We start from the raw sequence: 21,652 nt of genomic DNA on the forward strand, positions 1-21,652 counted from the left end.
TGAGACCCCGCAAGCGCAGCCGAGGAGACTCACCTCCTGCCCCGCAGAAAGCGAATATCTGAAGCGGAGATCAACCCCTTGTTCCATAATAGCAAAGTTTACGAAAACAGCCTTAATAAAACAGCGGATTTTGCATGTGCATCAGGGCAAGAAATCTTCAGCAAGAATGTGCCGAAGCTATTTCTGCCTTTTTCCTGTTTAAAAATTTAAGGCGGGAAAAATCAGCTGATCCAAATGATTGCAAAAATTCACTGGACATCCTATCATGAAGTATAAGAATACATATTAAGCAAGTAAAGGGAGGATTTCTGAAATGGCATCTGTTACGTTTATAAATAACCCGGTCACACTTATCGGCAATGAAGTGAAAGCTGGTGACAAAGCACCTGATTTTACGGTTCTTGCCAATGATTTATCAGAAGTGAAGCTAAGCGATTCAAAAGGTTCAGTACGGATTATCAGTGTAGTGCCTTCTGTTGATACAGGTGTGTGCGATGCACAAACAAGGCGTTTTAATGAAGAAGCCTCTAAAGTGGATGGGGTTAATGTGTTAACTATCAGCGTCGATCTTCCTTTTGCCCAAAAACGCTGGTGTGCTGCAAGCGGCCTTGAAAATGTACAGGTTTTATCCGACCACCGCGATTTATCGTTCGGTGAAGCATATGGCGTAGTCATGAAAGAGTTTCGTTTATTGGCTCGTGCCGTATTTGTTGTAGACAGCAATGATACAGTTACTTATGCGGAGTATGTCAGCGAAGGCACAAATCACCCTGACTATGAAAGTGCCGTCGCAGCTGCAAAAGCAGCTAAGTAAAAGATTGCCTTTCAGCCGTTTCCATTACAAAGCGTTCTGCGGATGACTGCCAGTTTGCTTGTTGGCATTTCCTTATTCGCGTCTTAGCGCAAGCAGCCTGGCCCCTGAAATCCTGAAGGCAAGAAACGCCTTCTTATGATTTTTTCCTGGGGCTGTACATGGCGCTTGCGCTTTTGTTTTGCTTATTCTTAAACCCTGCAGGCTTATTAAGCGCCAATGTCAGCATAGGCGTGTTATAATAATCGTTTGGATAAACCGTTTCAGCTTTTAAAATGGCTCTTTATTGCTGTTTTTTAATATGTTCTGTGAAGCAATCCCGTTGTTAACCGGGTTGACTGAGACTCCTGCTTAGATTAGCGGGAAGGTGAGAGCACGCAAGCATTGCTTGTGAGGCTCACCGCCGCCACACGAAAAGCGGGCATCCAGGAGGAAATCACCCCTTAGCAGCAAATTTTACAAAAGAAGCCTTTAGAATCGGGCTATGCCCTGCCATATAAAAAGGAAATGATAAACATTAACAGGAGGAATGAACGTTGAACTTCACGCCAATAGAAGAACTGTTCCATCAGCTTGATGAAACAGCTAAAATTTTACAAGAAGAGCTTTCCTGTACATACCTTGATGCATTAGGTGAAACTGGAGAAAATCTGTTTCAGGGAAAGGTTCTGCAGGATGATATCAGCGAGATATCAGAGAAAAGGCTGAACAAACAATATGCAGAGTTCTCCTTGGATAAATACGGAAAAGAAGAAATCAGGAAAGCCTTTCAGCTGGCTATATTGAAGGGCATGAAAGAAAACGTCCAGCCCAACCACCAGATGACTCCAGATGCTGTTGGAATGTTTGTAAGCTATCTTATAGGCAAATTTATGAATAACAGCAAGCAGTTTACACTTCTGGATCCTGCTGCAGGCACAGGGAATCTTCTCTTTACGATTTTAAACCAGCTATCGCAGCATGAAATATCCTCTTTTGGATCAGATGTGGATGAAACACTTATCAGACTTGCATACTGCGGGGCAAATTTGCAGGAGCACCCAGTTGAATTATTCAACCAGGACAGTCTTGAACCGTTATTCATTGATCCAGCTGATGCTGTAGTGAGCGATCTGCCTGTGGGATATTATCCGAATGATGTCCGTGCAGCAGAATATGAGCTTGCCAGGGAAACTGGGCATTCCTACGCGCATCACTTGTTTATAGAAAAAGGAGTCAACCATGTTAAGGACGGGGGATATTTATTTTATATTGTTCCAAACAACCTGTTTCTTTCAGACGAGGCACCGAGGCTTAACCAGTACCTAAAAGAGCACACATATATCCAGGGCCTTGTACAGCTTCCATTATCCATGTTCAAAAACGAGGCAGCAGCAAAAAGCATCCTTATTCTCCAAAAGAAAAAAGAAGGAATCAAGGCTCCGAAAAATACCATGCTTGTGCAGCTTCCAAAGCTTTCTGATATGGAAGCAACCCAAGCGATGATGAATAAAATGAATGAATGGTTCAAGGAAGAAAAATAACAGACAAGAAAGCTGATGCTTAAAAAAGGCATCAGCTTTTTTGTCTGTCTGCATGTCTGGACAGTTGCATCAAGCAGGATATAGAAGGGTAAAGCAGAATAAAACGGATTGAAACAGAAATTAATAGCTGCAGCGCAAGAAAAATTCTGAATTGATTTACTTCTGGATGTAAGCGCAGCCAAAATGCGTTTTAAATTGAAAGGCAGTCTATTCAATGTTTAAATGAAACAAAAGAAGCCATTTTTGTAAAGGTATTCATAGAGTTATTGTGTACATGGATAAAGAAAAGGAGCGGGAATCATGTCTAAAATCATTGCAATAAATGCAGGCAGTTCCTCTTTGAAATTTCAGTTGTTTGATATGCCCTCTGAAGGTGTAATTACTAAGGGAATTGTAGAGAGAATTGGATTGAAGGAGCCGATCTTCACGATAACGGCACAAGGCGAAAAATTGACGGAAACCATGGAAATTCCAAACCATGAAACAGCCGTGGCTATCCTCCTTGAAAAACTGATAAAACACAACATCATAAAATCCTATGACGAAATAGATGGAATTGGCCACAGGGTGGTGCACGGAGGAGAAATATTCACAGATTCCGCCATCATTACAGATAAGGTTATCTTCCAGATAGAAGAGTTATCCGATTTGGCGCCGCTTCATAATCCGGCAAACCTAACCGGAATCAAAGCATTCAAGCGGGTTTTGCCTGATGTTCCTGCTGTAGCGGTTTTTGATACAGCCTTTCATCAGACTATGCCGGAAAATTCATTTTTATATAGCTTGCCATATGAATATTACAAAGACTATGGCATCAGGAAATACGGTTTTCATGGAACCTCCCATAAATACGTTTCTGAACGTGCATCAGCTATGCTGGGGAGGCCGCTTGAGCAGCTGCGCCTGATTTCCTGCCATCTGGGAAACGGGGCAAGCATTGCAGCCATCGAGGGAGGGAAATCTATTGATACGTCGATGGGGTTCACTCCTCTGGCGGGTGTCACCATGGGAACACGCTCAGGCAATATTGATCCGGCACTTATTCCATATATCATGGAAAAGACAGGAAAAACAGCAGATGAAGTTTTGGAAGTTTTGAATAAGAAAAGCGGCATGCTTGCTGTCTCAGGGTTTTCAAGTGATTTGAGGGATATTGAATTAGAAGCGGATAAGGGAAATGAGCGTGCCGAGTTAGCACTTGAGGTTTTTGCAAGCCGCATTCATAAATATCTGGGGTCATATGCTGCGAGAATGAGCGGAGTGGATGCCATCATTTTTACGGCAGGAATTGGCGAAAACAGTGAAACCATCAGGGCAAGGGTATTGAAAGGACTTGAATTTATGGGTGTATACTGGGATCCTTCCTTGAACAGGACACGCGGAAAAGAGACGTTTGTCAATTACCCGCATTCCCCTGTGAAGGTGATGGTCATCCCTACGGATGAAGAAGTCATGATTGCAAGGGACACAGTAAGACTGACGGGATTGTAAAATACTCGGATTCTTTTAATTGAGCGCCACAATTCCTGGTTTGTTTTTTTAAGGTTGATATCAGCTTATGTTATACTACACATATATGTAAAACACTTGTCTGTACGGGAGGCTAATTTATGCCATTAACGAATCGTGAAATTGAGATATGGAATGAAATCAGCGAATGGGAAGAGAAACTGAATTTATATGAATCTACTGATTTTTCGTCTTTATATGATAAATGGGTGGAACAGGGATTTTCACTTTTGCCCCAGGATAAGCAGACTCAATTTTTTGCAAAGCTTGATACATGGCTGTTTCATCTGCATGCCATGATTCAGAGCTCGCAGATTCAAATGGATGCAAGGGACAGGATTTTAGGGTCAGCCCGTGTGTTCAGCGAGGACATATCATCCATCCCTGATTTGCAGAAACTGACGATTGACCAGCTGAATTACATAGCTGATCAGCAGATAGCCAAATACAGGCTGTTTTCCTTTGCACAAGGAGGAGCAAGCGGTTCCGGGGGCATTTTGATGCTTGGCGGAGATTTTCCTGCCATGCTTGCCATTAATTTGCGCATTGTGCAGCTGATAGCGATGACATATGGATATGAAGTGAATACACCGTTTGAAATGATGACCGCATTGAAGGTATTCCGTATCGGAACTTTGCCGAAGCGGCTTCAGGGTGCTGCATGGGCTGAGCTTTTGCAGGAAACGCCTGAAGAAGATGGAGAGTATTTTTATCAGGGCAGTGAAGATTTAACCGATCCTGCATGGATGAAGCTGCCGCTGAATCAGCTGCTAAAAGGAGCGGCGATCACTTTGTTCCGCAAAAAGCTGTTTCAGGGCATTCCTCTGATTTCAATGTCCATTGGAGCAGGCTCGAATTATCAGCTTACAAGAAGAGTAAGCGAATTTGCCCAAAAATATTATCAATACCGCTATCTCCAGAGAAAGAGAGTGGAGTAGATGGGTCTCACAGAACATAAACAGGCTGGCAGGAAAACTGTCCGCTGCAGGGTGATAACAGTCAGTGATACAAGAGATGAAACCACCGATAAAAGCGGAAAGCTGATGATGGATTTGCTGGCAGCAGATGGACATACCATTTCAGGTTATGAAATTGTAAAGGATGTGCAGGAAGAAATCAGAGCGTCCATTTTAAAAGGATGCGATGATCCGGGTACAGATGTCATCCTGACAAACGGCGGAACCGGGATCGCGAAACGGGATGTTACCATTGAAACCGTTCAGGAAATTATGGATAAAGAAATACCTGGGTTTGGTGAGCTTTTCCGGATGCTCAGCTATCAGGAGGACATTGGCCCTGCCGCTATTCTCTCGAGAGCCATATCAGCCGTTGCAAAAGATAAAGCGATATTTTCTGTTCCAGGATCAAGCGGTGCAGTAAGCCTGGCAATGAAGAAGCTTATCCTTCCTGAATTAGGACATGTTGTGAAGGAAATTAATAAAGACTTATAGATGAATTAGTGAGCAAAAGGAGAGGTTCTTGGGAACTGTCTCCTTTTTTTGTGCAGAAATATTTGAGATGATTTTGTTCCTGCACGAAGGCTGCGGGAACAATCAAATGGGATGCCATATGCTTATCGGGGTTCCTGTTTCCCAATTCTATAATTATACCGTCAATTGTCCTTTATATGCAGAAACTGAATTTTTTATTCTCTTTGTTAAATTTAGCGAAACAATCTGGCCATCCTTTAAATACATGAAAAAAAATCTTGCATTCTCATAATAAAGCTGATAAAGTACTATACATAAAATGAATAAAAATAAAACAACTTGAATTTTTATTCAAATGAGAGGGCGGATTTAACATGGGGAATCAAAAAGCAGTTCTTGCATATTCCGGAGGATTAGACACCTCTGTAGCAATAAAGTGGCTTCAGGAAAAAGGATATGATGTGATTGCCTGCTGCCTTGATGTAGGGGAAGGCAAGGATCTGAACTTTATAAAAGAAAAAGCACTGGCAGTTGGTGCTGTAAAATCGTATGTGATTGATGCTAAAGAGGAGTTTGCCAAGGAATATGCACTTGCAGCTCTTCAGGCTCACACGTTATATGAAGGCAAATATCCTTTGGTCTCGGCTTTATCAAGACCGCTGATTGCAAAGAAGCTTGTGGAAGTGGCGGAAATGGAAAATGCTCAAGCAGTAGCACATGGCTGTACAGGAAAAGGGAATGACCAGGTGCGTTTTGAGGTATCCATTGCTGCTCTGAATCCCGATCTGCAGGTGATAGCGCCAGTACGCGAATGGAAATGGTCAAGAGAAGAAGAAATTAAGTACGCTCAGGAGAATGAAATTCCTATTCCTATTAACCTTGGAAGCCCCTATTCTATTGATCAGAATTTATGGGGAAGAAGCTGTGAGTGCGGTGTACTGGAAGATCCTTGGGCAGCTCCTCCTGAAGAAGCTTATGATCTGACTTCGAGTCTTGAAGACGCACCAAGTGTACCGGATATCATTGAAATAGGATTTGTAAAGGGCGTTCCTGTTACCTTGAATAATAAAGAATATAAAATTGATGAACTGATTTTAGAGTTGAACGAGGTTGCCGGCAAGCATGGAATCGGAAGGATCGACCATGTGGAAAATAGATTAATAGGAATAAAATCCCGTGAGATTTATGAATGCCCGGGCGCTATGACCCTAATGACAGCACACAAGGAACTGGAAGATTTGACGCTTGTGAAGGAAGTAGCACATTTTAAGCCAGTGATTGAAAAGAAATTAACAGAGCTGATTTATGAAGGACTATGGTTTTCTCCGCTTCAAAATGCACTCAGTGCTTTTCTTGCGCAAACCCAGGAAACTGTGACAGGCACAGTCCGCATGAAGCTGTTTAAGGGCCATGCCATTGCAGAAGGCAGGAAATCGGATAACTCCCTGTATAATGAAAAGCTTGCCACATATACATCAGATGATGCTTTTGACCACGAAGCAGCTGTCGGTTTCACTTCATTATGGGGACTTCCGACGAAGGTGAACAGCATGGTGAATAACAAGAAGGTGACAGTGTGAACAAGCTTTGGGGAGGAAGATTTACCAAGTCAGCAGAGGAATGGGTAGATGAATTCGGGGCTTCCATCTCCTTTGACCAAGAGCTCGTTCTCGAAGATATTGAGGGCAGCCTGGCACATGTCACTATGCTGAAAAAATGCGCCATTTTATCAGAAAATGAGGCAGATGAAATTATTTCTGGCCTGAAGACTTTAAAAAGCAAGGCGGAAAATGGGCAGCTTTCCTACAAGGTCGAAATGGAGGATATCCATCTTAACCTGGAAAGCATGCTCATTAAAGAAATCGGCCCTGCGGGAGGCAAGCTTCATACAGCAAGAAGCCGGAACGACCAGGTAGCGACTGATTTGCATTTATATTTAAGAAAGCAGACAGCTGAAATACTTCATTTAATTAATCTGCTTCAAAAGGCGATTATCAATCAAGCCGAACAGCATGTGGAAACACTGATTCCTGGATATACTCACCTGCAGCGCGCCCAGCCTATTTCCTTCGCCCATCATTTAATGGCCTATTTTTGGATGCTGGAGCGTGATAAGGAAAGATTTTCTGAAAGCATGAGGCGCATCAATACGTCACCGCTTGGAGCAGGGGCACTTGCAGGCACCACCTTTCCAATTGACAGGGAATATAGTGCGGGGCTTCTGGGATTTGAACGTATTTACGAAAATAGTCTCGATGCTGTCAGTGACAGGGACTTTGTACTGGAGATTTTAAGCGGCAGCTCAACACTGATGATGCATTTATCAAGATTCAGTGAAGAAATCATACTATGGTCCAGCCAGGAATTTCAGTTCATTGAACTGGACGATGCTTTTTCAACAGGCAGCAGCATTATGCCGCAAAAGAAAAACCCTGATATGGCCGAACTTATCCGGGGAAAGACCGGACGTGTATACGGGAATCTGATGGGTCTTCTCACTGTATTAAAAGGCCTTCCTCTTGCTTATAACAAAGATATGCAAGAAGACAAGGAGGGCATTTTTGATACTGTTAAAACGGTTACGGGTTCTTTGCGGATTTTTGAAGGCATGATATCTTCAATGAAGGTTAACAGCGAAACGATGGAAAAAGAAGTAAAGCGAGATTTTTCAAATGCAACAGAGCTTGCAGACTATCTTGCTTCAAAAGGACTTCCATTCAGGGAAGCCCATGAAATTGTAGGCAAGCTTGTGCTTTGCTGTGTATCAAAAGGCTGCTTCCTTGCCGATTTGCCTCTTGTGCAGTACAAAGAAGCTTCTGCCCTTTTTGAACAGGATATCTACGATGTTTTAAATCCATACGCAGCAGTGAAACGGCGAAACAGCGCAGGCGGAACAGGATTTGAACAGGTCAAGCTGGCTATTGAAAAAGGAAAAAAACTTGTGCATGATTTCAGCGGGCCCAATCAGCTTTGATTGGGTTTTTTTTTTGGCAGCATTTTTATTGCTTGCGCTACAAAAATCAGGATATATATATTTCAATTTAGGAAAAAAGAAGGATTTTTGCTGTATTTGTCAAACTTAACATGATACAAGCATCCTGGGTTCTGGAATAGCGATATAGGAAGGACCTTAGGAAAGAAGTTTTGACAAGGCGAGGGATTAATGTGTGCAATCAAATAGAGTATCTTGGCAGGAAGATTCAAGAGGAAAGCAATGTCCTGGCCGCCAAAACACTTAATATGCCTAAGGGCGAAAATGCTTATAGCCTTTATTACAGCAAATCTGATTATCAATATAACCTGCGGACCAATTTATTCAGCCTTCTTGGCAGCTATCTATGCACAAGAGATGAAGCAGGCAAGAATAATCTGGTGACTTGCGCTAATTTACTTGGCCAGAGATCTGTCCGGTCGATGGCATCGCTTGACCAATCAATTAGTATTGTCCATCTGTCCCGATCTGCCATTATGGATTTCCTTGAAGGTGAATTGAATCAAGGCAACATTTCCATTCATACATTATTTAAGATTATTAAAATCATCGACCCCATATGTGAACTGATTTCGAATACCATTATAAATCATTATAATGAGAATCTTTCTTCCACAAGGTTTGCCCTTGATGAATCGAATAAAGATTTAAAAATAACGCTCAGAGAGCTGGAGGATCTTAAAAATGCCTTGAATGAGGCCACTATATTTGCCATAACGGACCGGAATGACCTGATAACTTATGTCAATGACAGATTTTGCGAGGCCTCAGGTTATACAAAGGAAGAACTGATCGGCCAAAACCACTATTTGCTGAACTCCCAATTTCATCCGAGCGGTTTTTTTACGGAAATATGGGATACCATTCAGCGCGGGGAGGTCTGGAAGGGTGAAATCCTGAATAAAGCCAAGGATGGGACTACTTATTGGCTTGATACTACGATTGTTCCCTTTGTGGACCATAATGGAGAAACCTATCAGCATATATCCCTTCAATACGATATTACCGAGAAAAAGAAAACCGAAGAAACACTTCGGAAAACAGAAAAGTTATCGATGGTCGGAGAATTGGCGGCAGGAATTGCACATGAAATCCGCAACCCCCTTACTACTATAAAGGGGTTTGTCCAGCTGCTTACTGAATCTGCCAAAGACCGTGTATTTGAAGATACCATACTGGATGAAATTGACCGGATCAATTTTATTGTCAGCGAATTTATGGTGTTTGCCAAGCCTCACACAATATATTTTCAGGAGTGCAATGTCACAGAAATTCTGAGAAGTGTCATCAAATTTCTCCAGGCAGAGGCCCATCTTAAAAATGTTGTTCTGTGCCATGATTTCCCTGAACATGACATGATGATATCAGGTGAGAAGAACCAGCTGAAGCAGGTATTTTTAAATATCATTAAGAATGCGATAGAATCTATGCCCGGCGGAGGAAAAGTGAGAATATCCATTACGGAAAATGAATTTGAAAAGCATATTATCATTAAAGATCATGGTGTTGGAATCAGTGAACAAGAGGTGAAAAAGCTTGGTGAACCGTTTTTTACGACTAAAACGGGAGGAAACGGCCTTGGCCTAATGGTGAGCTATAAAATCATTCAGAATCATAAAGGAATGATATCGGTTCACAGTGAATTAAATAAAGGCACTGCATTTAAAATCTCGTTTCCGGGCCATCCCCGCAAAAAGCTTGAAATGCCAAGAGGAGAATCAGATTTATCAAACATGAATGGACAGCAGTAACAGCTTGAGTAAGGTACATTTTATAAAAGTATGTGAAAAAGGTACATCCAGCTGCTGGAATGTACCTTTTTATTGTACGATTTATTTAATGACCTGCAGTGCTTTAGGATATCTTGTAAGAAGTTCATAGCCATTCTCTGTTACAAGAACATCATCCTCAATCCTTACGCCTGCTACATTTGGCACGTAAATTCCGGGTTCAATGGTATAAACCATGCCAGGCTGAAGAATGAGCGGATTCGTTTCAGTCAGCGAAGGGTATTCATGGACACTGATGCCGAGACCGTGTCCAAGCCGGTGAGGAAAATATTCTCCATACCCGCTTTCGCTTATGATATTTCTTGCTGTAAGGTCAATTTCAGAGCAGGATACACCTGGTTTGCTTGCTGCAACTGCTGCTTCCTGTGCCTTCAGGACCGTTTCGTAAATATCTCTCTGCTTGTCGCTGATATCTCCATAAGCAACCGTTCTTGTGATATCAGAACAATATCCTTTATAAACCACACCTAAATCAAATAAGACGAGATCTCCCCGCTTGATCTTATTTGATCCTGGTGTTCCGTGCGGTGCTGCTGCATTTGCACCGGTCAGTACAAGCGTTGAGAAGGACATTTTGTTGATGCCGGATTTTTTCAGCTCATATTCAATCGCAGCAAGGATTTCCATTTCTGTTTTTCCTTCGCTGATTTCATTTACGCCTGTTTCCACAGCCAAATCAGCTAACCTGCATGCTTCTCTTATTATATCCAATTCGTCAGCTGTTTTGACCATGCGCAGATGGCGAAGCTTTTCCTCAGCCGATACGAGTTCAGGGGCAGAAAAAACGTTTTGTATTTTTTCATAGCGTTCCACATTCATATGCTCTTTTTCGATTGCTGCCCTTTTAACGGTAACAGAGCGGCGTTTCAGTGAACGCTGAATTTCATCCCATGGATCTTCAATATCTGTATAGCCGATAATTTCACCCTGCCATCCAGCTTTTTTTGCTTCTTCAACTTCCATCTTCGGGCAAACCAGGAAAGGTTCTGCATTAGGGAAAACGGCAAGTGCCAGCAATCTTTCATGGGGATCGCTTAAAAATCCGCTGCAGTAAAAAACATTTTCAGGTGAGGTAATAAATGCTGCATCGGTTTCTGTGCTGTGAAGCCAGTTTTGAATTTCACTAATTCTATTATTCATGTTTATACCTCCGTAATTCTTTTACATTGACCATACCAATAAGAAAAATGATTGTAAACTGTCAGATATCTAAAATGTTGAAGCCTACTGTTTGAATAGTTGCCGAAAAACTTGTTTAATGATTACTATAGACTATTTTAACTCATGAAAGGGAGGATTTTAACAATGAAGGTATCATTTCATGGACACTCTATTGTCCAAATTGAAACAAACGGCAAAACCATTTTATTTGATCCATTTATCACGGGCAATGAGTTGACTGACCTGAAACTCGAAGACGTCAAACCCGATGTTATTATTTTAACCCATGGACATGGAGATCATATTGGGGATACGGTTGAATTGGCCAAAAAAAATAACTCACTGGTCATCGCTGTCGCGGAACTTGCGGCGTATATCGGATGGCAGGGAGTTGAAAAAACTCATGGCATGAGCATCGGCGGCGCTTATCAATTTGATTTCGGCAAGGTTAAATTGACCCCTGCTTTCCATGGCACCGGATTGATGACCGAGGATCAGCAAATCATTTATCTGGGAATGCCGGCGGGAGTATTGTTCACCGCTGAAGGAAAAACGGTTTATCATGCCGGTGACACCGCTTTATACTCTGATATGAAACTGATTGGAGAGCGGCACCCAATCGATCTTGCATTCCTGCCGATCGGGGACAATTACACCATGGGTCCTGAAGATGCAGCTGCAGCAGCAGAGTTCCTGCAGGCAAAACAGGTTGTCCCGATGCATTACAATACGTTTCCTCCAATTAAGCAGGATCCGCATAAATATGCTGACATGCTTAAGCCGGGCATCGCCAAGGTGCTTGAGCCTGGAGAAAGCATCGACTTATAAAAATGAAGTGCCAGGCCCTGAAACAGGGCCTGGTTTATTTAGTTTTCCGGGAGAAGGAGCGCTGCAAGTCCATGCCTTTATATAGAACTCTATATCTCCATCACGTTTCAGATGGTGTCTTTTTTAGGGTAGAGCCGCATAGAATAGCAGGGAGCATTTTTAAACAAGAGGGGGATGAAGGATGAAACAGCGGTTATTGCTATGCCTGCTGCTATGCGGGGTTCTCTTATATTATGCTGCACCAAGGCTCTCGTTTGAACAGGGCGGGGCACAAAGTGCATTTGCAGGAACATGGCTGGTTTTTGCCTTTTGTGCGGCTGCAGGGAATCTTACAGGCATGCTCTATACACCTAAAAAACGAAAACGGATAAGCAAGGAAAAGCGGCCAGGAAAGAAAAGAGTCCATTATTATCAGTAGGTCCGTTGTATAGGCAGTTATTTCACTTTATAATATAGTAAAAGGATTACTAAAAAAGGGTGAAAAGCTTGGCCACAAAGCATGAACAAATTTTGAAACATATCGACGGGCTCCCTGTCGGCGAAAAAATATCAGTCCGCCAGATTGCTAAAGCGCTGAGCGTAAGTGAAGGGACGGCTTACAGAGCAATTAAAGAAGCGGAAAACCAGGGATATGTAAGTTCTATCGAACGGGTCGGGACCATTCGGATCGAACGGAAAAAGAAAGAAAATATTGAAAAGCTCACCTTTGCCGAGGTTGTCAACATTGTGGATGGACAAGTATTGGGCGGAAGGGCTGGCCTCCATAAAACGCTTAATAAATTTGTCATTGGCGCCATGAAGCTCGAGGCCATGATGAGATATACAGATGCGGGGAACCTCCTTATTGTCGGAAATCGCACACAGGCACATGAACATGCCCTAAAAGCAGGGGCAGCTGTTCTGATTACAGGCGGCTTTGATACAGATGAAAGTGTAAAAAAGCTTGCGGACGAGCTTGAGATGCCAGTCATATCAAGCAGCTATGATACCTTTACAGTAGCAACAATGATCAATCGCGCCATATATGATCAGCTGATCAAAAAGGAAATCCTGCTGGTCGAGGATATCCTTACGCCTATTTCTGAAACGGTGTTTTTAAAGACAAACGATACGATCAATACATGGCTGAATTTGAATAAAAGCACGACACACAGCCGTTTTCCTGTTGTGGATGATTCTATGAAAGTGCAGGGAATGGTGACTTCAAAGGATGTGCTTGGCCAGGATACACATCTTCAAATGGACCGGGTCATGACAAAAAGCCCGATGACAGTAGGGCCGAAAACAAGCGTGGCATCATCTGCGCACATGATGGTCTGGGAAGGCATTGAATTGCTGCCGGTTGTGAATGACAGCCATCTCCTTCAGGGAATTATCAGCAGGCAGGATGTACTGAAAGCCCTGCAGATGAGCCAGAGGCAGCCCCAGGCTGGAGAAACGATCGATGATACAATAACAAGCCAGCTGATTATGGCAGGCAGCAGGGCAAAAGGAGACGAGTCATATCGCTGCGAAGTTACGCCGCAGATGACAAATTATCTGGGGACGATATCAAACGGGGTGTTTACCACCCTTGTGACAGAATCAGCGAATCGTGTCCTCCGGGGCTATAAGCGGGGCGACCTTGTTGTAGAAAATATGACGATTTACTTTATTAAGCCAGTCCAGATTGAAAGTATGCTTGACATTCATCCAAGGGTTCTTGAAGTGGGGCGGAAATTCGGCAAGGTGGACGTAGAAGTGTTTAACGAAGGAAGGCTAGTGGGGAAAGCGATGCTTACCTGCCAGCTGCTTGATCGAACATAGCAGAAAGGATGGTCAAAGGGAAAACCCTGCGGCCATCCTTTTCTTCTAGGCTTTTTGGGAGCTTTCGGCTTCTCTAATTGCATGCGGCAGATAAAAGGCGTACATTTTATATCCGCCCCATATGCTGATTCCGCCAATGATTACAAAGATTGCGGCTATGAAATAAGCAAGGGGTGCCTGATAGACGACAAACAGATACACTCCGAAAAGGGCAACAAATAATCCAAGGGCAATAGAAGATTTTCCGGAAATCCATTTTTTCTCCATGGGCTTCCTGGTCCTCGCGGATTTAAATTTGTAAAAGAAATAGAAAGTAAGTGAAATGACTATAGAAACTATGAGAATCGGCATATTTAAATCCCCCAAACCATATTATACGTTTCCATTGTAACGGCTAACAATAAGGAAAGCTACAATAAAGTGAAAACTCAGAAATCGAAGGCTTCACTGATAGCCGATGAGGAATAAATGACAATCATTCTTTTCATGATATCCTTTTTTTGCTTAAATAGACTGTAAGACATACCGCCTCAGCAAAAGATGGCTGCCATGCCTGATTATCATGAAGAACATTTGAAAGGGGAATTGAAATGAAGGAAAAAATACTGAGTGAAATAAAACGCTATCAAACCATCATTCTTCACCGCCATGTCCGGCCGGATCCTGATGCATATGGTTCACAGGGGGGGCTTGCCGAGATTCTTAAGGCTTCATTTCCTGAGAAGAATATTTATACTGCTGGAAAAGAAGAAGAATCACTGAATTATTTGATGAGGCTGGATGATATCCCTGATGAAGTCTATAAGGATGCGCTTGTTATCATTTGCGATACAGCCAACTTTGACCGGATTTGTGACAAACGATGCACGCTAGGAGATAAAATAATAAAAATCGATCATCATCCAAATGAAGATCCTTACGGGGACCTGGTATGGGTCGATACAACTGCAAGCTCGGCCAGTGAAATGATCTATGAATTCTATTTGTCTGGCAGAGATCAGGGCCTGAAGCTCAACGATTCGGCTGCACGCCTGCTTTTTGCGGGAATTGTCGGTGACACCGGAAGATTTTTGTATCCAAGCACAACGGAAAAAACCTTTACATACGCAGGCGAATTGATTCATTATCAGTTTTCGCGTCCTCAATTGTTTAATGAAATGTATGATGTCAGTGAAAATATTGTTCGCCTGAATGGGTATGTGCTGCAGAATTTTGAAATCCTTAAAAATGGTACAGGCAAAATGGTGATTACTAAAGAGATTATGGATCAATTCAATGTTGTTCCTTCAGAGGCATCCTTGCTTGTCAGCTCGCTTGGTGCGGTAAAAGGAGTCAAAACATGGGTTTTCTTTATCGAAGAGGAAAAAGAGATCCGTGTCCGCCTGCGCTCTAAAGGGCCAGTCATCAATACCATAGCCAAAAAATACAGAGGCGGGGGACATCCCCTTGCGGCAGGAGCGTCCATTTATTCCTGGGAAGAGGCAGAAGAAGTTTTAAAGGATATGGAGCTTGCAAGCCTTCAGGGCTGAAATTTCCATAAAAAAGCGTTGGCCCCCGGTGATGGGAGCCAACGGCGCTGCCGCAGGACGCGGCGTTCTTAGTCTTTGATCCTCTACTTCAGGCGCTTATGCTTTTTATGTAATCCAGCTTCAGCGCCTAGCTTGCTGAGGCCTGCAGGACGCAGGTCATGAAGGCGTTTCTGCAGGATGCAGAGTAATTAGCCTTCGTTCCTTGTAAGATGTTTTGTCCATAGAAGGCAAAGAACCGCCTTCTAAGGCCAAAACCCTATTTGCTTCGCAAGCTGACCAAGGCGCTTCCGCTTTTTATGTAATCCAGCTACAGCGCCTAGCCTCTCGAGGTCATAAGCCACATAAGAATTGAAGGCAAAGAGCGCCTTCTATTCTTATGCGTCTTATGCTGGTCGAGGCTAAACAGGCGCTTCCGCTTTTTTTATGTAATCCAGCTACAGCGCCTAGCCTCTCGAGGTCATAAGCCACATCAGAATTGAAGGCAAAGAGCGCCTTCTATTCTGATGCGTCTTATGCTGGTCGAGGCTGAACAGGCGCTTCCGCTTTTTGTTATAGCCTTTTAAGTTTGATTTCTATATACATGTTGCTGTAGAAGAGTATTTCGCTTACTTCCAGGGCGTATCTTTTTTTGTTGATTTCCAGTATTTTGTTTTCTATGGATTTTTTCAGCAGCATTTTTCCTTTGAAGACGGTGTCTACGTTTTTTGCTATTAATGATTTTAGATCTTCGATGAGTGCATCTTCTGCTTCCGCTACGCTAAGTTTATCAAGTCCGTATGTTTCGCCGTTTGTTATTGTGACTTTTACATCCTGGATGGAGAGCCCCTGCTCGGTTTCATCATTTAATTTGTTTAAGTCATGCTCCCAGACGGCGTTTTTTATTTTCAATTCGTGTATCATTTTCTGCTGTGCCTTGAGGGTAGTGATTTGCTTTTCCTGCTGTACACCAAACATATACAAAAAAATCAGCCAGCTGGTTACCCCTCCAATGACAGCTCCTGCAAAAAAACGCTGCCATGCCGGACGCCTGTATAAGGGAGGGATTCTCATGATGAAATATGTTCCTGAGTAAGCCAGTTGATGATCAATGCGCCTGTCTGTGCACCTCCAAGCGCAGATAAAATCAGCAGGAATTGTTTTAGAATGTCTTTTGTGGCGCCGTTAAAAATGCCCCTTTCAAAAGCATAAACCGTATCAAAGGTCCCTCCGATTGCAGCAATGATGGCCCAGATCCTTAAAGAATCCGACAGGCGGTGTATGGATGACAAAGGAGCCTGTCCTGTGAAAAATGCCGCAAGCCCCCCGATTAAAGAGCCTCCTAGAAGAACACCGAAGGATATAAAGTAACTGTTCAGAAAAGCAGGAAAAGATGCTTCTTTCATTTTCATCATCCCTCATTATGAATTTCTATATAAATTATGTATATGGATAGAGGACAAACAATATGATTGCCCTTGCAGGCATAATTCAAAATGAGAACGTATTTTCTTTTTTTATCTAATGGCTCTATAATAAAACTAAAAGGAAGCCGCAGAAGGTAGGTGTAAACATGTTCGTACCTCTTCATATACAAAGTGCATACAGCTTGCTGACAAGCACTGTAAGAATCAAGGAACTTGCAGCGCTTGCGAAGGAACAGGGATACAAAGCGCTAGCATTAACAGACCGGAATGTGATGTACGGATCTCTGTACTTTTATAAAGAATGCAAAAAGCTCGGGATCAAGCCGATTATTGGCCTGCTGGCTGATATATTGGATGATGCCGAGGAATCGTTCCCGATGATTTTACTGGCAGAAAATAATGACGGTTATCAAAACCTATTAAAAATAAGCAGTGCGATTAAAACCAAGTCCCCCAAAGGCCTTCCGCATAAATGGCTAAAAGCATACTCCAGGGGCCTGATTGCTATTTCACCGGGTGCAGAAGGGAAAATAGAAAACCTGTTAGCAGAAAACCAGGAGGAAAAAGCCTATGAAGCTGCTGGTTTGTTTGCAGATATATTTGGGCCCCGGCGCTTCTTTCTGTCCATTCAGCGCCAATCGCCTGATGCAAAGAGTGAAATGGAGGCGAAGATCGGCAAGCTTGCCGCAAATCAGGGACTGGATATTATTGCAACAAACCCAGCCTTTTACCTTATGAAAGAAGATGCCATGTCCCAGGAGGTTCTGCTTGCCATCAAAAACGGCGCAAAACTTTCAGAGGAGGACCGTGAAAGACTTCCTTCCAATGAATTTTATTTGAAGGATCCCAGGAAAATGGCCGAGCTGTTTCAGGATTGCCCTGAAGTGCTTGAAAATACCCTGAAAATTGCTGCGAGATGCCAGGTTGATATTGCTTTTAATCGCCCCCTTCTTCCTCAATATCCTGCAGAGCCTGGTGTATCTTCTGATGAATTGCTGAAAATAATTTGTGAAAAGGGGCTGGAAAAAAGAAGGCCTCAAGCACCGCATTCATATATGGAAAGACTTCATTATGAGCTGGATATTATAAAAAAAATGAATTTCAGCGACTATTTTCTTATTGTATGGGATTTTATGAAATTTGCCCGGCAAAAGGGCATCCTGACTGGTCCTGGACGGGGATCGGCTGCAGGATCAATGGTTGCCTACGTATTATCGATTACAGAAGTTGATCCGATTGAGCACCATTTATTATTTGAGCGGTTTCTGAATCCTGAACGTGTTTCCATGCCGGATATCGACATCGATTTTCCTGATAACCGCAGGGAAGAAGTGATCTCCTATGTCGCGTCAAGATACGGTGAGTTCCATGTTGCCCAAATTATAACCTTCGGGACACTGGCGGCAAAAGCAGCTTTGCGTGATACAGGAAGGGTATTTGGGCTTAACCCTAAGGAACAGGAAACCATCTCGAAAATGATTCCTGGCAGGATAGGCATTTCCCTGGAGGATGCCTTAAGGGAATCAAAGGCTCTCCGGGAATTTGTGAATCAGAGTGAGCTGAATAAAAGGCTTTTTGATACAGCTTCAAAGCTTGAAGGGCTTCCGAGGCATACCTCGACACATGCAGCTGGGGTTGTAATCAGCGGACAGCCGCTTACTGACCTGATTGCTATCCAGGAAGGACATGCAGGCATACATCTTACTCAATTCCCAATGGACCTTCTTGAAGAACTGGGGCTTTTGAAAATGGATTTCCTCGGCCTTCGCAACTTAACCCTGATAGACCTGATTATATCCGCCGTTCAAAAGGATACCGGCCAGAAAATTGATATTGCCAGCCTCCCGCTTAAGGATGAAAAAACATTCAGGCTTTTAAGCAAAGGAGAGACAACAGGGGTTTTTCAGTTTGAATCGGATGGAATAAGAAATGTGCTGAAAAGGCTGAACCCTACGGACTTTGAAGATATCGTGGCCGTTAATGCCCTGTACCGCCCGGGCCCGATGGAAAACATCCCTCTCTTTATCCAGCGCAAGCACGGGATGGCTGAAGAAACGTATCCTATTCCTGAACTGAAGGAAATATTGAAAGACACGTACGGAGTCATTGTCTATCAGGAACAGATCATGCAGATAGCTTCTGCAATGGCCGGTTTTACACTTGGACAGGCAGATTTGCTGAGAAGGGCCGTTTCCAAGAAAAAGAAAGACATTCTTGACCAGGAAAGGCAGCATTTTATAAAAGGGGCGCTCATGCAGGGATATGAGGAACATGCAGCATCCGAAATCTATGATCTGATTGTCAAGTTCTCTAATTATGGATTTAACCGGAGCCATGCTGTTGCGTACAGTATGATTGCCTACCAGCTGGCATACCTTAAGGCACATTATCCCTCTTATTTCATGGCGGCGCTTATGACATCTGTAATCGGCAATGAAGATAAAATAAGCCAGTATGTCCGGGAATCAAGAAAGATGGGAATCCAGGTGCTCCCTCCTTCTATAAATAGCAGCGGCTTCCCTTTCAAGGCTGATAAGGAATCGATTCTCTTCAGCCTTGGTCCAATCAAAGGAATAGGCGGGGCGGTGCTTAAAGAAATATTTTCTGCCAGAAGACAAAAGAAATTTGAAGATCTTTTCGACTTTTGTCTACGGGTATCAGGAAAGGCTGTGAACAGAAAGATTCTTGAAGCGCTTGTCCATTCGGGAGCGTTTGATGAATTCGGAAAAGACAGGGCCACACTGCTGGCCAGCCTGGATGTTGCACTAAGCCATTCGGAGCTGGTTAATCCCGACGACAGCCAATTTGATTTCTTTGAAAGCAGTGAATTTTCCCTGAAGCCAAAGTATATTGAAGTGGATCCTATCAGACTTGAAGATAAACTTTATTATGAAAAAAACGCACTTGGTTTTTATTTGTCGAACCACCCTGTTACAGGGTACAGAAATGTATTCAGCCACTTTGGAGCCGTCTCCATAGATGAGGCCATCATTTCAAAAGAACCGAAAATTTTCCTTGGGGTTTATATCACCTCAGTAAAGACCATCCGTACAAAAAAAGGTGAAGTGATGGCCTTTCTGTCTGTCGGCGATGAAAATGGCGATTTAGAGGCTGTGGCATTCCCAAATGTTTATTCAAAGCATTCCTCTATCTTAAGCAATGGAGAAATCCTGATGATCCAGGGAACCATGGAGGAGCGGGACGGCAAAAAGCAGCTGATCATCCATGATGCATATATGCTTGAAAAGCTTTACCGCATGATGGAAGAAGATAAAACAAGGCTGTTTATAAAGATTGAGCAGGACAAGCAGACAAACCCGATTCTGCAGAAAATAAAGCAGGCGCTGCTCAAGCATTCCGGAACCACACAAGTGATGCTTTATTATGAAAGCGAAGAAAGATATGTGCAGCTTTCCCTGAGGGATTGGGTCACGCCTTCCAGGGAATTGCTGGCAAGGCTTGAGACGATTGCCGGAGAGGGAAACGTCATTCTTCAGCAAGAATAGCTGTTACAAGCAAGATAGTTATGTTAATATGTATTATGTATTTGTGTGGTCAGACCACTTTTAAATGGAACTCATTCATCATATTTATGATTATATCTATCTAGTTCAAGGAGTGAAGACATTGACACTAAGAGAAGAAGCACTGCATATGCACCGCGTCCATAAAGGGAAGCTTGAGACGGTTTCTAAAGTACCCGTAAGGAACGCAGAAGACTTGAGCCTGGCGTATTCTCCGGGAGTTGCGGAGCCGTGCAAGGAGATTTACGATAAACCAGAAACGGTATATGACTACACAATGAAAGGCAATACAGTGGCAGTTATTTCTGACGGAACAGCCGTGCTTGGGCTGGGCAATATCGGGCCAGAGGCTGCCTTGCCGGTTATGGAAGGAAAAGCTGTGCTGTTTAAAAGCTTTGCAGGTGTTGATGCTTTTCCTTTGTGTCTGAAAACAACAGATGTGGATAAAATAATAGAAACTGTCAAACTCCTTGAACCAACATTTGGCGGCGTCAACCTAGAGGATATAGCAGCTCCTAACTGCTTTGAAATTGAAGAAAGACTGAAGAAGGAAACAAATATCCCGATTTTTCATGATGATCAGCACGGGACAGCCATCGTTACAGTTGCCGGACTTGTGAATGCCTTGCGCATCACAGGGAAAACCATGTCTGAAATCAAGGTTGTCGCAAGCGGAGCAGGTGCCGCAGGAATCGCTATAATAAAGCTTCTGTATCATTACGGGGTACGTGATATCATTATGTGCGATTCAAAGGGCGCCATTTTTGAAGGGCGCACATTCGGCATGAATGACATTAAGGATCAGATAGCGAAAGTTACCAACCGCAGCAAACTCCAGGGAAGGCTTGAAGAAGTGATTAAGGGAGCAGACGTGTTCATCGGGGTTTCAGTAGCTGGGGCATTATCCAAAGAAATGGTTGCTTCCATGAATGAAGATCCGATTATATTTGCGATGGCTAACCCTGATCCTGAAATCATGCCGGAAGAGGCAAAGGCTGCAGGCGCGAAGGTAGTGGGAACCGGCCGTTCGGATTTCCCGAATCAAGTTAATAATGTTCTTGCATTCCCAGGCATTTTCCGCGGGGCGCTGGACGTGCGCGCTACCCATATAAATGAAAAAATGAAAGTGGCTGCGGTCGAAGCGATTGCCGGACTTATCCGGAAAGAAGAGCTTCACTCCGACTATGTCATTCCAGCTCCTTTTGACGTAAGAGTGGCGCCTGCCGTGGCTGCAGCAGTAGCACAAGCAGCCATGGAAACAGGCGTTGCAAGAATCAAGGTGGACCCGGAAGAAGTGAAAGAAAGAACCAGGAAGCTGGCAAGTATCGGAAAAAGCGGGGAATGAA

At 43.3% G+C, this 21,652-nt stretch carries 18 protein-coding genes; 14 read left to right on the top strand and 4 right to left on the bottom strand.

Annotated features, from left to right (window positions below; all coding sequences use genetic code 11):
• Window positions 1–313: 313 nt before the first annotated feature.
• The 8 genes from tpx (at window position 314) to BIV59_RS13015 (ending at window position 10,016) form a co-directional block, all read left to right on the top strand.
• Window positions 314–814: a thiol peroxidase gene (tpx, locus tag BIV59_RS12975; protein WP_071351924.1), complete on the top strand. Its 501-nt coding sequence runs from the start codon at window positions 314–316 to the stop codon at window positions 812–814.
• A 533-nt stretch (window positions 815–1,347) separates the two neighbouring features.
• A complete protein-coding gene (locus BIV59_RS12980) occupies window positions 1,348–2,334 on the top strand; it encodes a class I SAM-dependent methyltransferase (RefSeq protein WP_071351925.1) in 987 nt (328 codons plus the stop codon).
• Window positions 2,335–2,634: 300 nt separating this feature from the next.
• A complete protein-coding gene (locus tag BIV59_RS12985; protein WP_071351926.1) occupies window positions 2,635–3,825 on the top strand; it encodes an acetate kinase in 1,191 nt (396 codons plus the stop codon).
• A 119-nt stretch (window positions 3,826–3,944) separates the two neighbouring features.
• Window positions 3,945–4,781 carry an EcsC family protein gene (locus BIV59_RS12990; RefSeq protein WP_071351927.1) on the top strand — a complete coding sequence of 279 codons (837 nt, stop codon included), beginning with the start codon at window positions 3,945–3,947 and terminating at the stop codon, window positions 4,779–4,781.
• Window positions 4,782–5,294 (top strand): MogA/MoaB family molybdenum cofactor biosynthesis protein, encoded by a 513-nt coding sequence (locus BIV59_RS12995; protein WP_071351928.1) that lies wholly within the window; start codon window positions 4,782–4,784, stop codon window positions 5,292–5,294.
• A 353-nt stretch (window positions 5,295–5,647) separates the two neighbouring features.
• Window positions 5,648–6,853 carry an argininosuccinate synthase gene (locus BIV59_RS13005; RefSeq protein WP_071351930.1) on the top strand — a complete coding sequence of 402 codons (1,206 nt, stop codon included), beginning with the start codon at window positions 5,648–5,650 and terminating at the stop codon, window positions 6,851–6,853.
• Window positions 6,850–8,247: an argininosuccinate lyase gene (gene argH, locus BIV59_RS13010; protein ID WP_071351931.1), complete on the top strand. Its 1,398-nt coding sequence runs from the start codon at window positions 6,850–6,852 to the stop codon at window positions 8,245–8,247. The genes BIV59_RS13005 and argH overlap by 4 nt, the downstream gene beginning before the upstream one ends.
• Window positions 8,248–8,438: 191 nt before the next feature.
• Window positions 8,439–10,016 (top strand): ATP-binding protein, encoded by a 1,578-nt coding sequence (locus tag BIV59_RS13015; protein ID WP_071351932.1) that lies wholly within the window; start codon window positions 8,439–8,441, stop codon window positions 10,014–10,016.
• Between the two features lie 81 nt (window positions 10,017–10,097).
• On the opposite strand, the gene BIV59_RS13020 is transcribed toward BIV59_RS13015, so the two are convergent.
• Window positions 10,098–11,195 carry a M24 family metallopeptidase gene (locus BIV59_RS13020; protein WP_071351933.1) on the bottom strand — a complete coding sequence of 366 codons (1,098 nt, stop codon included), beginning with the start codon at window positions 11,193–11,195 and terminating at the stop codon, window positions 10,098–10,100.
• A 165-nt stretch (window positions 11,196–11,360) separates the two neighbouring features.
• Here BIV59_RS13020 and BIV59_RS13025 point away from each other — a divergent pair, with 165 nt between their 5' ends.
• The 3 genes from BIV59_RS13025 (at window position 11,361) to BIV59_RS13040 (ending at window position 13,850) form a co-directional block, all read left to right on the top strand.
• Complete coding sequence (locus BIV59_RS13025) at window positions 11,361–12,044, top strand: metal-dependent hydrolase (RefSeq protein WP_071351934.1); 684 nt, start codon at window positions 11,361–11,363, stop codon at window positions 12,042–12,044.
• 181 nt (window positions 12,045–12,225) lie between these two features.
• Complete coding sequence (locus tag BIV59_RS13035; RefSeq protein WP_071351936.1) at window positions 12,226–12,462, top strand: hypothetical protein; 237 nt, start codon at window positions 12,226–12,228, stop codon at window positions 12,460–12,462.
• A 68-nt stretch (window positions 12,463–12,530) separates the two neighbouring features.
• Window positions 12,531–13,850 (top strand): CBS domain-containing protein, encoded by a 1,320-nt coding sequence (locus BIV59_RS13040; RefSeq protein ID WP_071351937.1) that lies wholly within the window; start codon window positions 12,531–12,533, stop codon window positions 13,848–13,850.
• 45 nt (window positions 13,851–13,895) lie between these two features.
• On the opposite strand, the gene BIV59_RS13045 is transcribed toward BIV59_RS13040, so the two are convergent.
• Entirely contained in the window at window positions 13,896–14,201 is a 306-nt protein-coding gene (locus BIV59_RS13045; protein ID WP_071351938.1) for a YtpI family protein, read from the bottom strand.
• Between the two features lie 239 nt (window positions 14,202–14,440).
• On the opposite strand from BIV59_RS13045, the gene BIV59_RS13050 reads away from it, so the two are divergent.
• A complete protein-coding gene (locus BIV59_RS13050; RefSeq protein ID WP_071351939.1) occupies window positions 14,441–15,379 on the top strand; it encodes a DHH family phosphoesterase in 939 nt (312 codons plus the stop codon).
• A gap of 549 nt (window positions 15,380–15,928) precedes the next feature.
• Here the strand turns inward: BIV59_RS13050 and ytrI are convergent.
• Together ytrI and ytrH are read right to left on the bottom strand one after the other, a co-directional pair.
• On the bottom strand, window positions 15,929–16,429 hold the full coding sequence (gene ytrI / locus BIV59_RS13055) for a sporulation membrane protein YtrI (protein WP_071351940.1): 501 nt from the start codon (window positions 16,427–16,429) through the stop codon (window positions 15,929–15,931).
• Window positions 16,426–16,761, bottom strand: coding sequence for a sporulation membrane protein YtrH (ytrH, locus tag BIV59_RS13060; protein WP_139194364.1), 336 nt, complete (start codon window positions 16,759–16,761; stop codon window positions 16,426–16,428). Before ytrH ends, ytrI begins: the two co-directional genes overlap by 4 nt.
• Window positions 16,762–16,928: 167 nt before the next feature.
• Between ytrH and dnaE the strand changes: the two genes are divergently transcribed.
• Both dnaE and ystJ read left to right on the top strand, forming a co-directional pair.
• Entirely contained in the window at window positions 16,929–20,288 is a 3,360-nt protein-coding gene (gene dnaE / locus BIV59_RS13065) for a DNA polymerase III subunit alpha (RefSeq protein WP_071351942.1), read from the top strand.
• A gap of 121 nt (window positions 20,289–20,409) precedes the next feature.
• Window positions 20,410–21,651, top strand: coding sequence for an NADP-dependent malic enzyme (ystJ, locus tag BIV59_RS13070; RefSeq protein WP_071351943.1), 1,242 nt, complete (start codon window positions 20,410–20,412; stop codon window positions 21,649–21,651).
• The last annotated feature ends 1 nt before the right edge of the window (window position 21,652 follow it).

It is taken from the genome of Bacillus sp. MUM 13, assembly GCF_001866725.1.
Taxonomy (GTDB): Bacteria; Bacillota; Bacilli; order Bacillales; family DSM-1321; genus Peribacillus.

Coding starts and splice junctions, on each gene's coding strand:
- BIV59_RS13045 (WP_071351938.1), bottom strand. CDS start 14,201: ATGCCGATTCTCATAGTTTCTATAGTCATTTCACTTACTTTCTATTTC.
- BIV59_RS13005 (WP_071351930.1), top strand. CDS start 5,648: ATGGGGAATCAAAAAGCAGTTCTTGCATATTCCGGAGGATTAGACACC.
- BIV59_RS12995 (WP_071351928.1), top strand. CDS start 4,782: ATGGGTCTCACAGAACATAAACAGGCTGGCAGGAAAACTGTCCGCTGC.
- ytrH (WP_139194364.1), bottom strand. CDS start 16,761: ATGAAAGAAGCATCTTTTCCTGCTTTTCTGAACAGTTACTTTATATCC.
- BIV59_RS13020 (WP_071351933.1), bottom strand. CDS start 11,195: ATGAATAATAGAATTAGTGAAATTCAAAACTGGCTTCACAGCACAGAA.
- BIV59_RS12990 (WP_071351927.1), top strand. CDS start 3,945: ATGCCATTAACGAATCGTGAAATTGAGATATGGAATGAAATCAGCGAA.
- tpx (WP_071351924.1), top strand. CDS start 314: ATGGCATCTGTTACGTTTATAAATAACCCGGTCACACTTATCGGCAAT.
- dnaE (WP_071351942.1), top strand. CDS start 16,929: ATGTTCGTACCTCTTCATATACAAAGTGCATACAGCTTGCTGACAAGC.
- BIV59_RS12985 (WP_071351926.1), top strand. CDS start 2,635: ATGTCTAAAATCATTGCAATAAATGCAGGCAGTTCCTCTTTGAAATTT.
- BIV59_RS13035 (WP_071351936.1), top strand. CDS start 12,226: ATGAAACAGCGGTTATTGCTATGCCTGCTGCTATGCGGGGTTCTCTTA.
- BIV59_RS13025 (WP_071351934.1), top strand. CDS start 11,361: ATGAAGGTATCATTTCATGGACACTCTATTGTCCAAATTGAAACAAAC.
- ytrI (WP_071351940.1), bottom strand. CDS start 16,429: ATGAGAATCCCTCCCTTATACAGGCGTCCGGCATGGCAGCGTTTTTTT.
- BIV59_RS13050 (WP_071351939.1), top strand. CDS start 14,441: ATGAAGGAAAAAATACTGAGTGAAATAAAACGCTATCAAACCATCATT.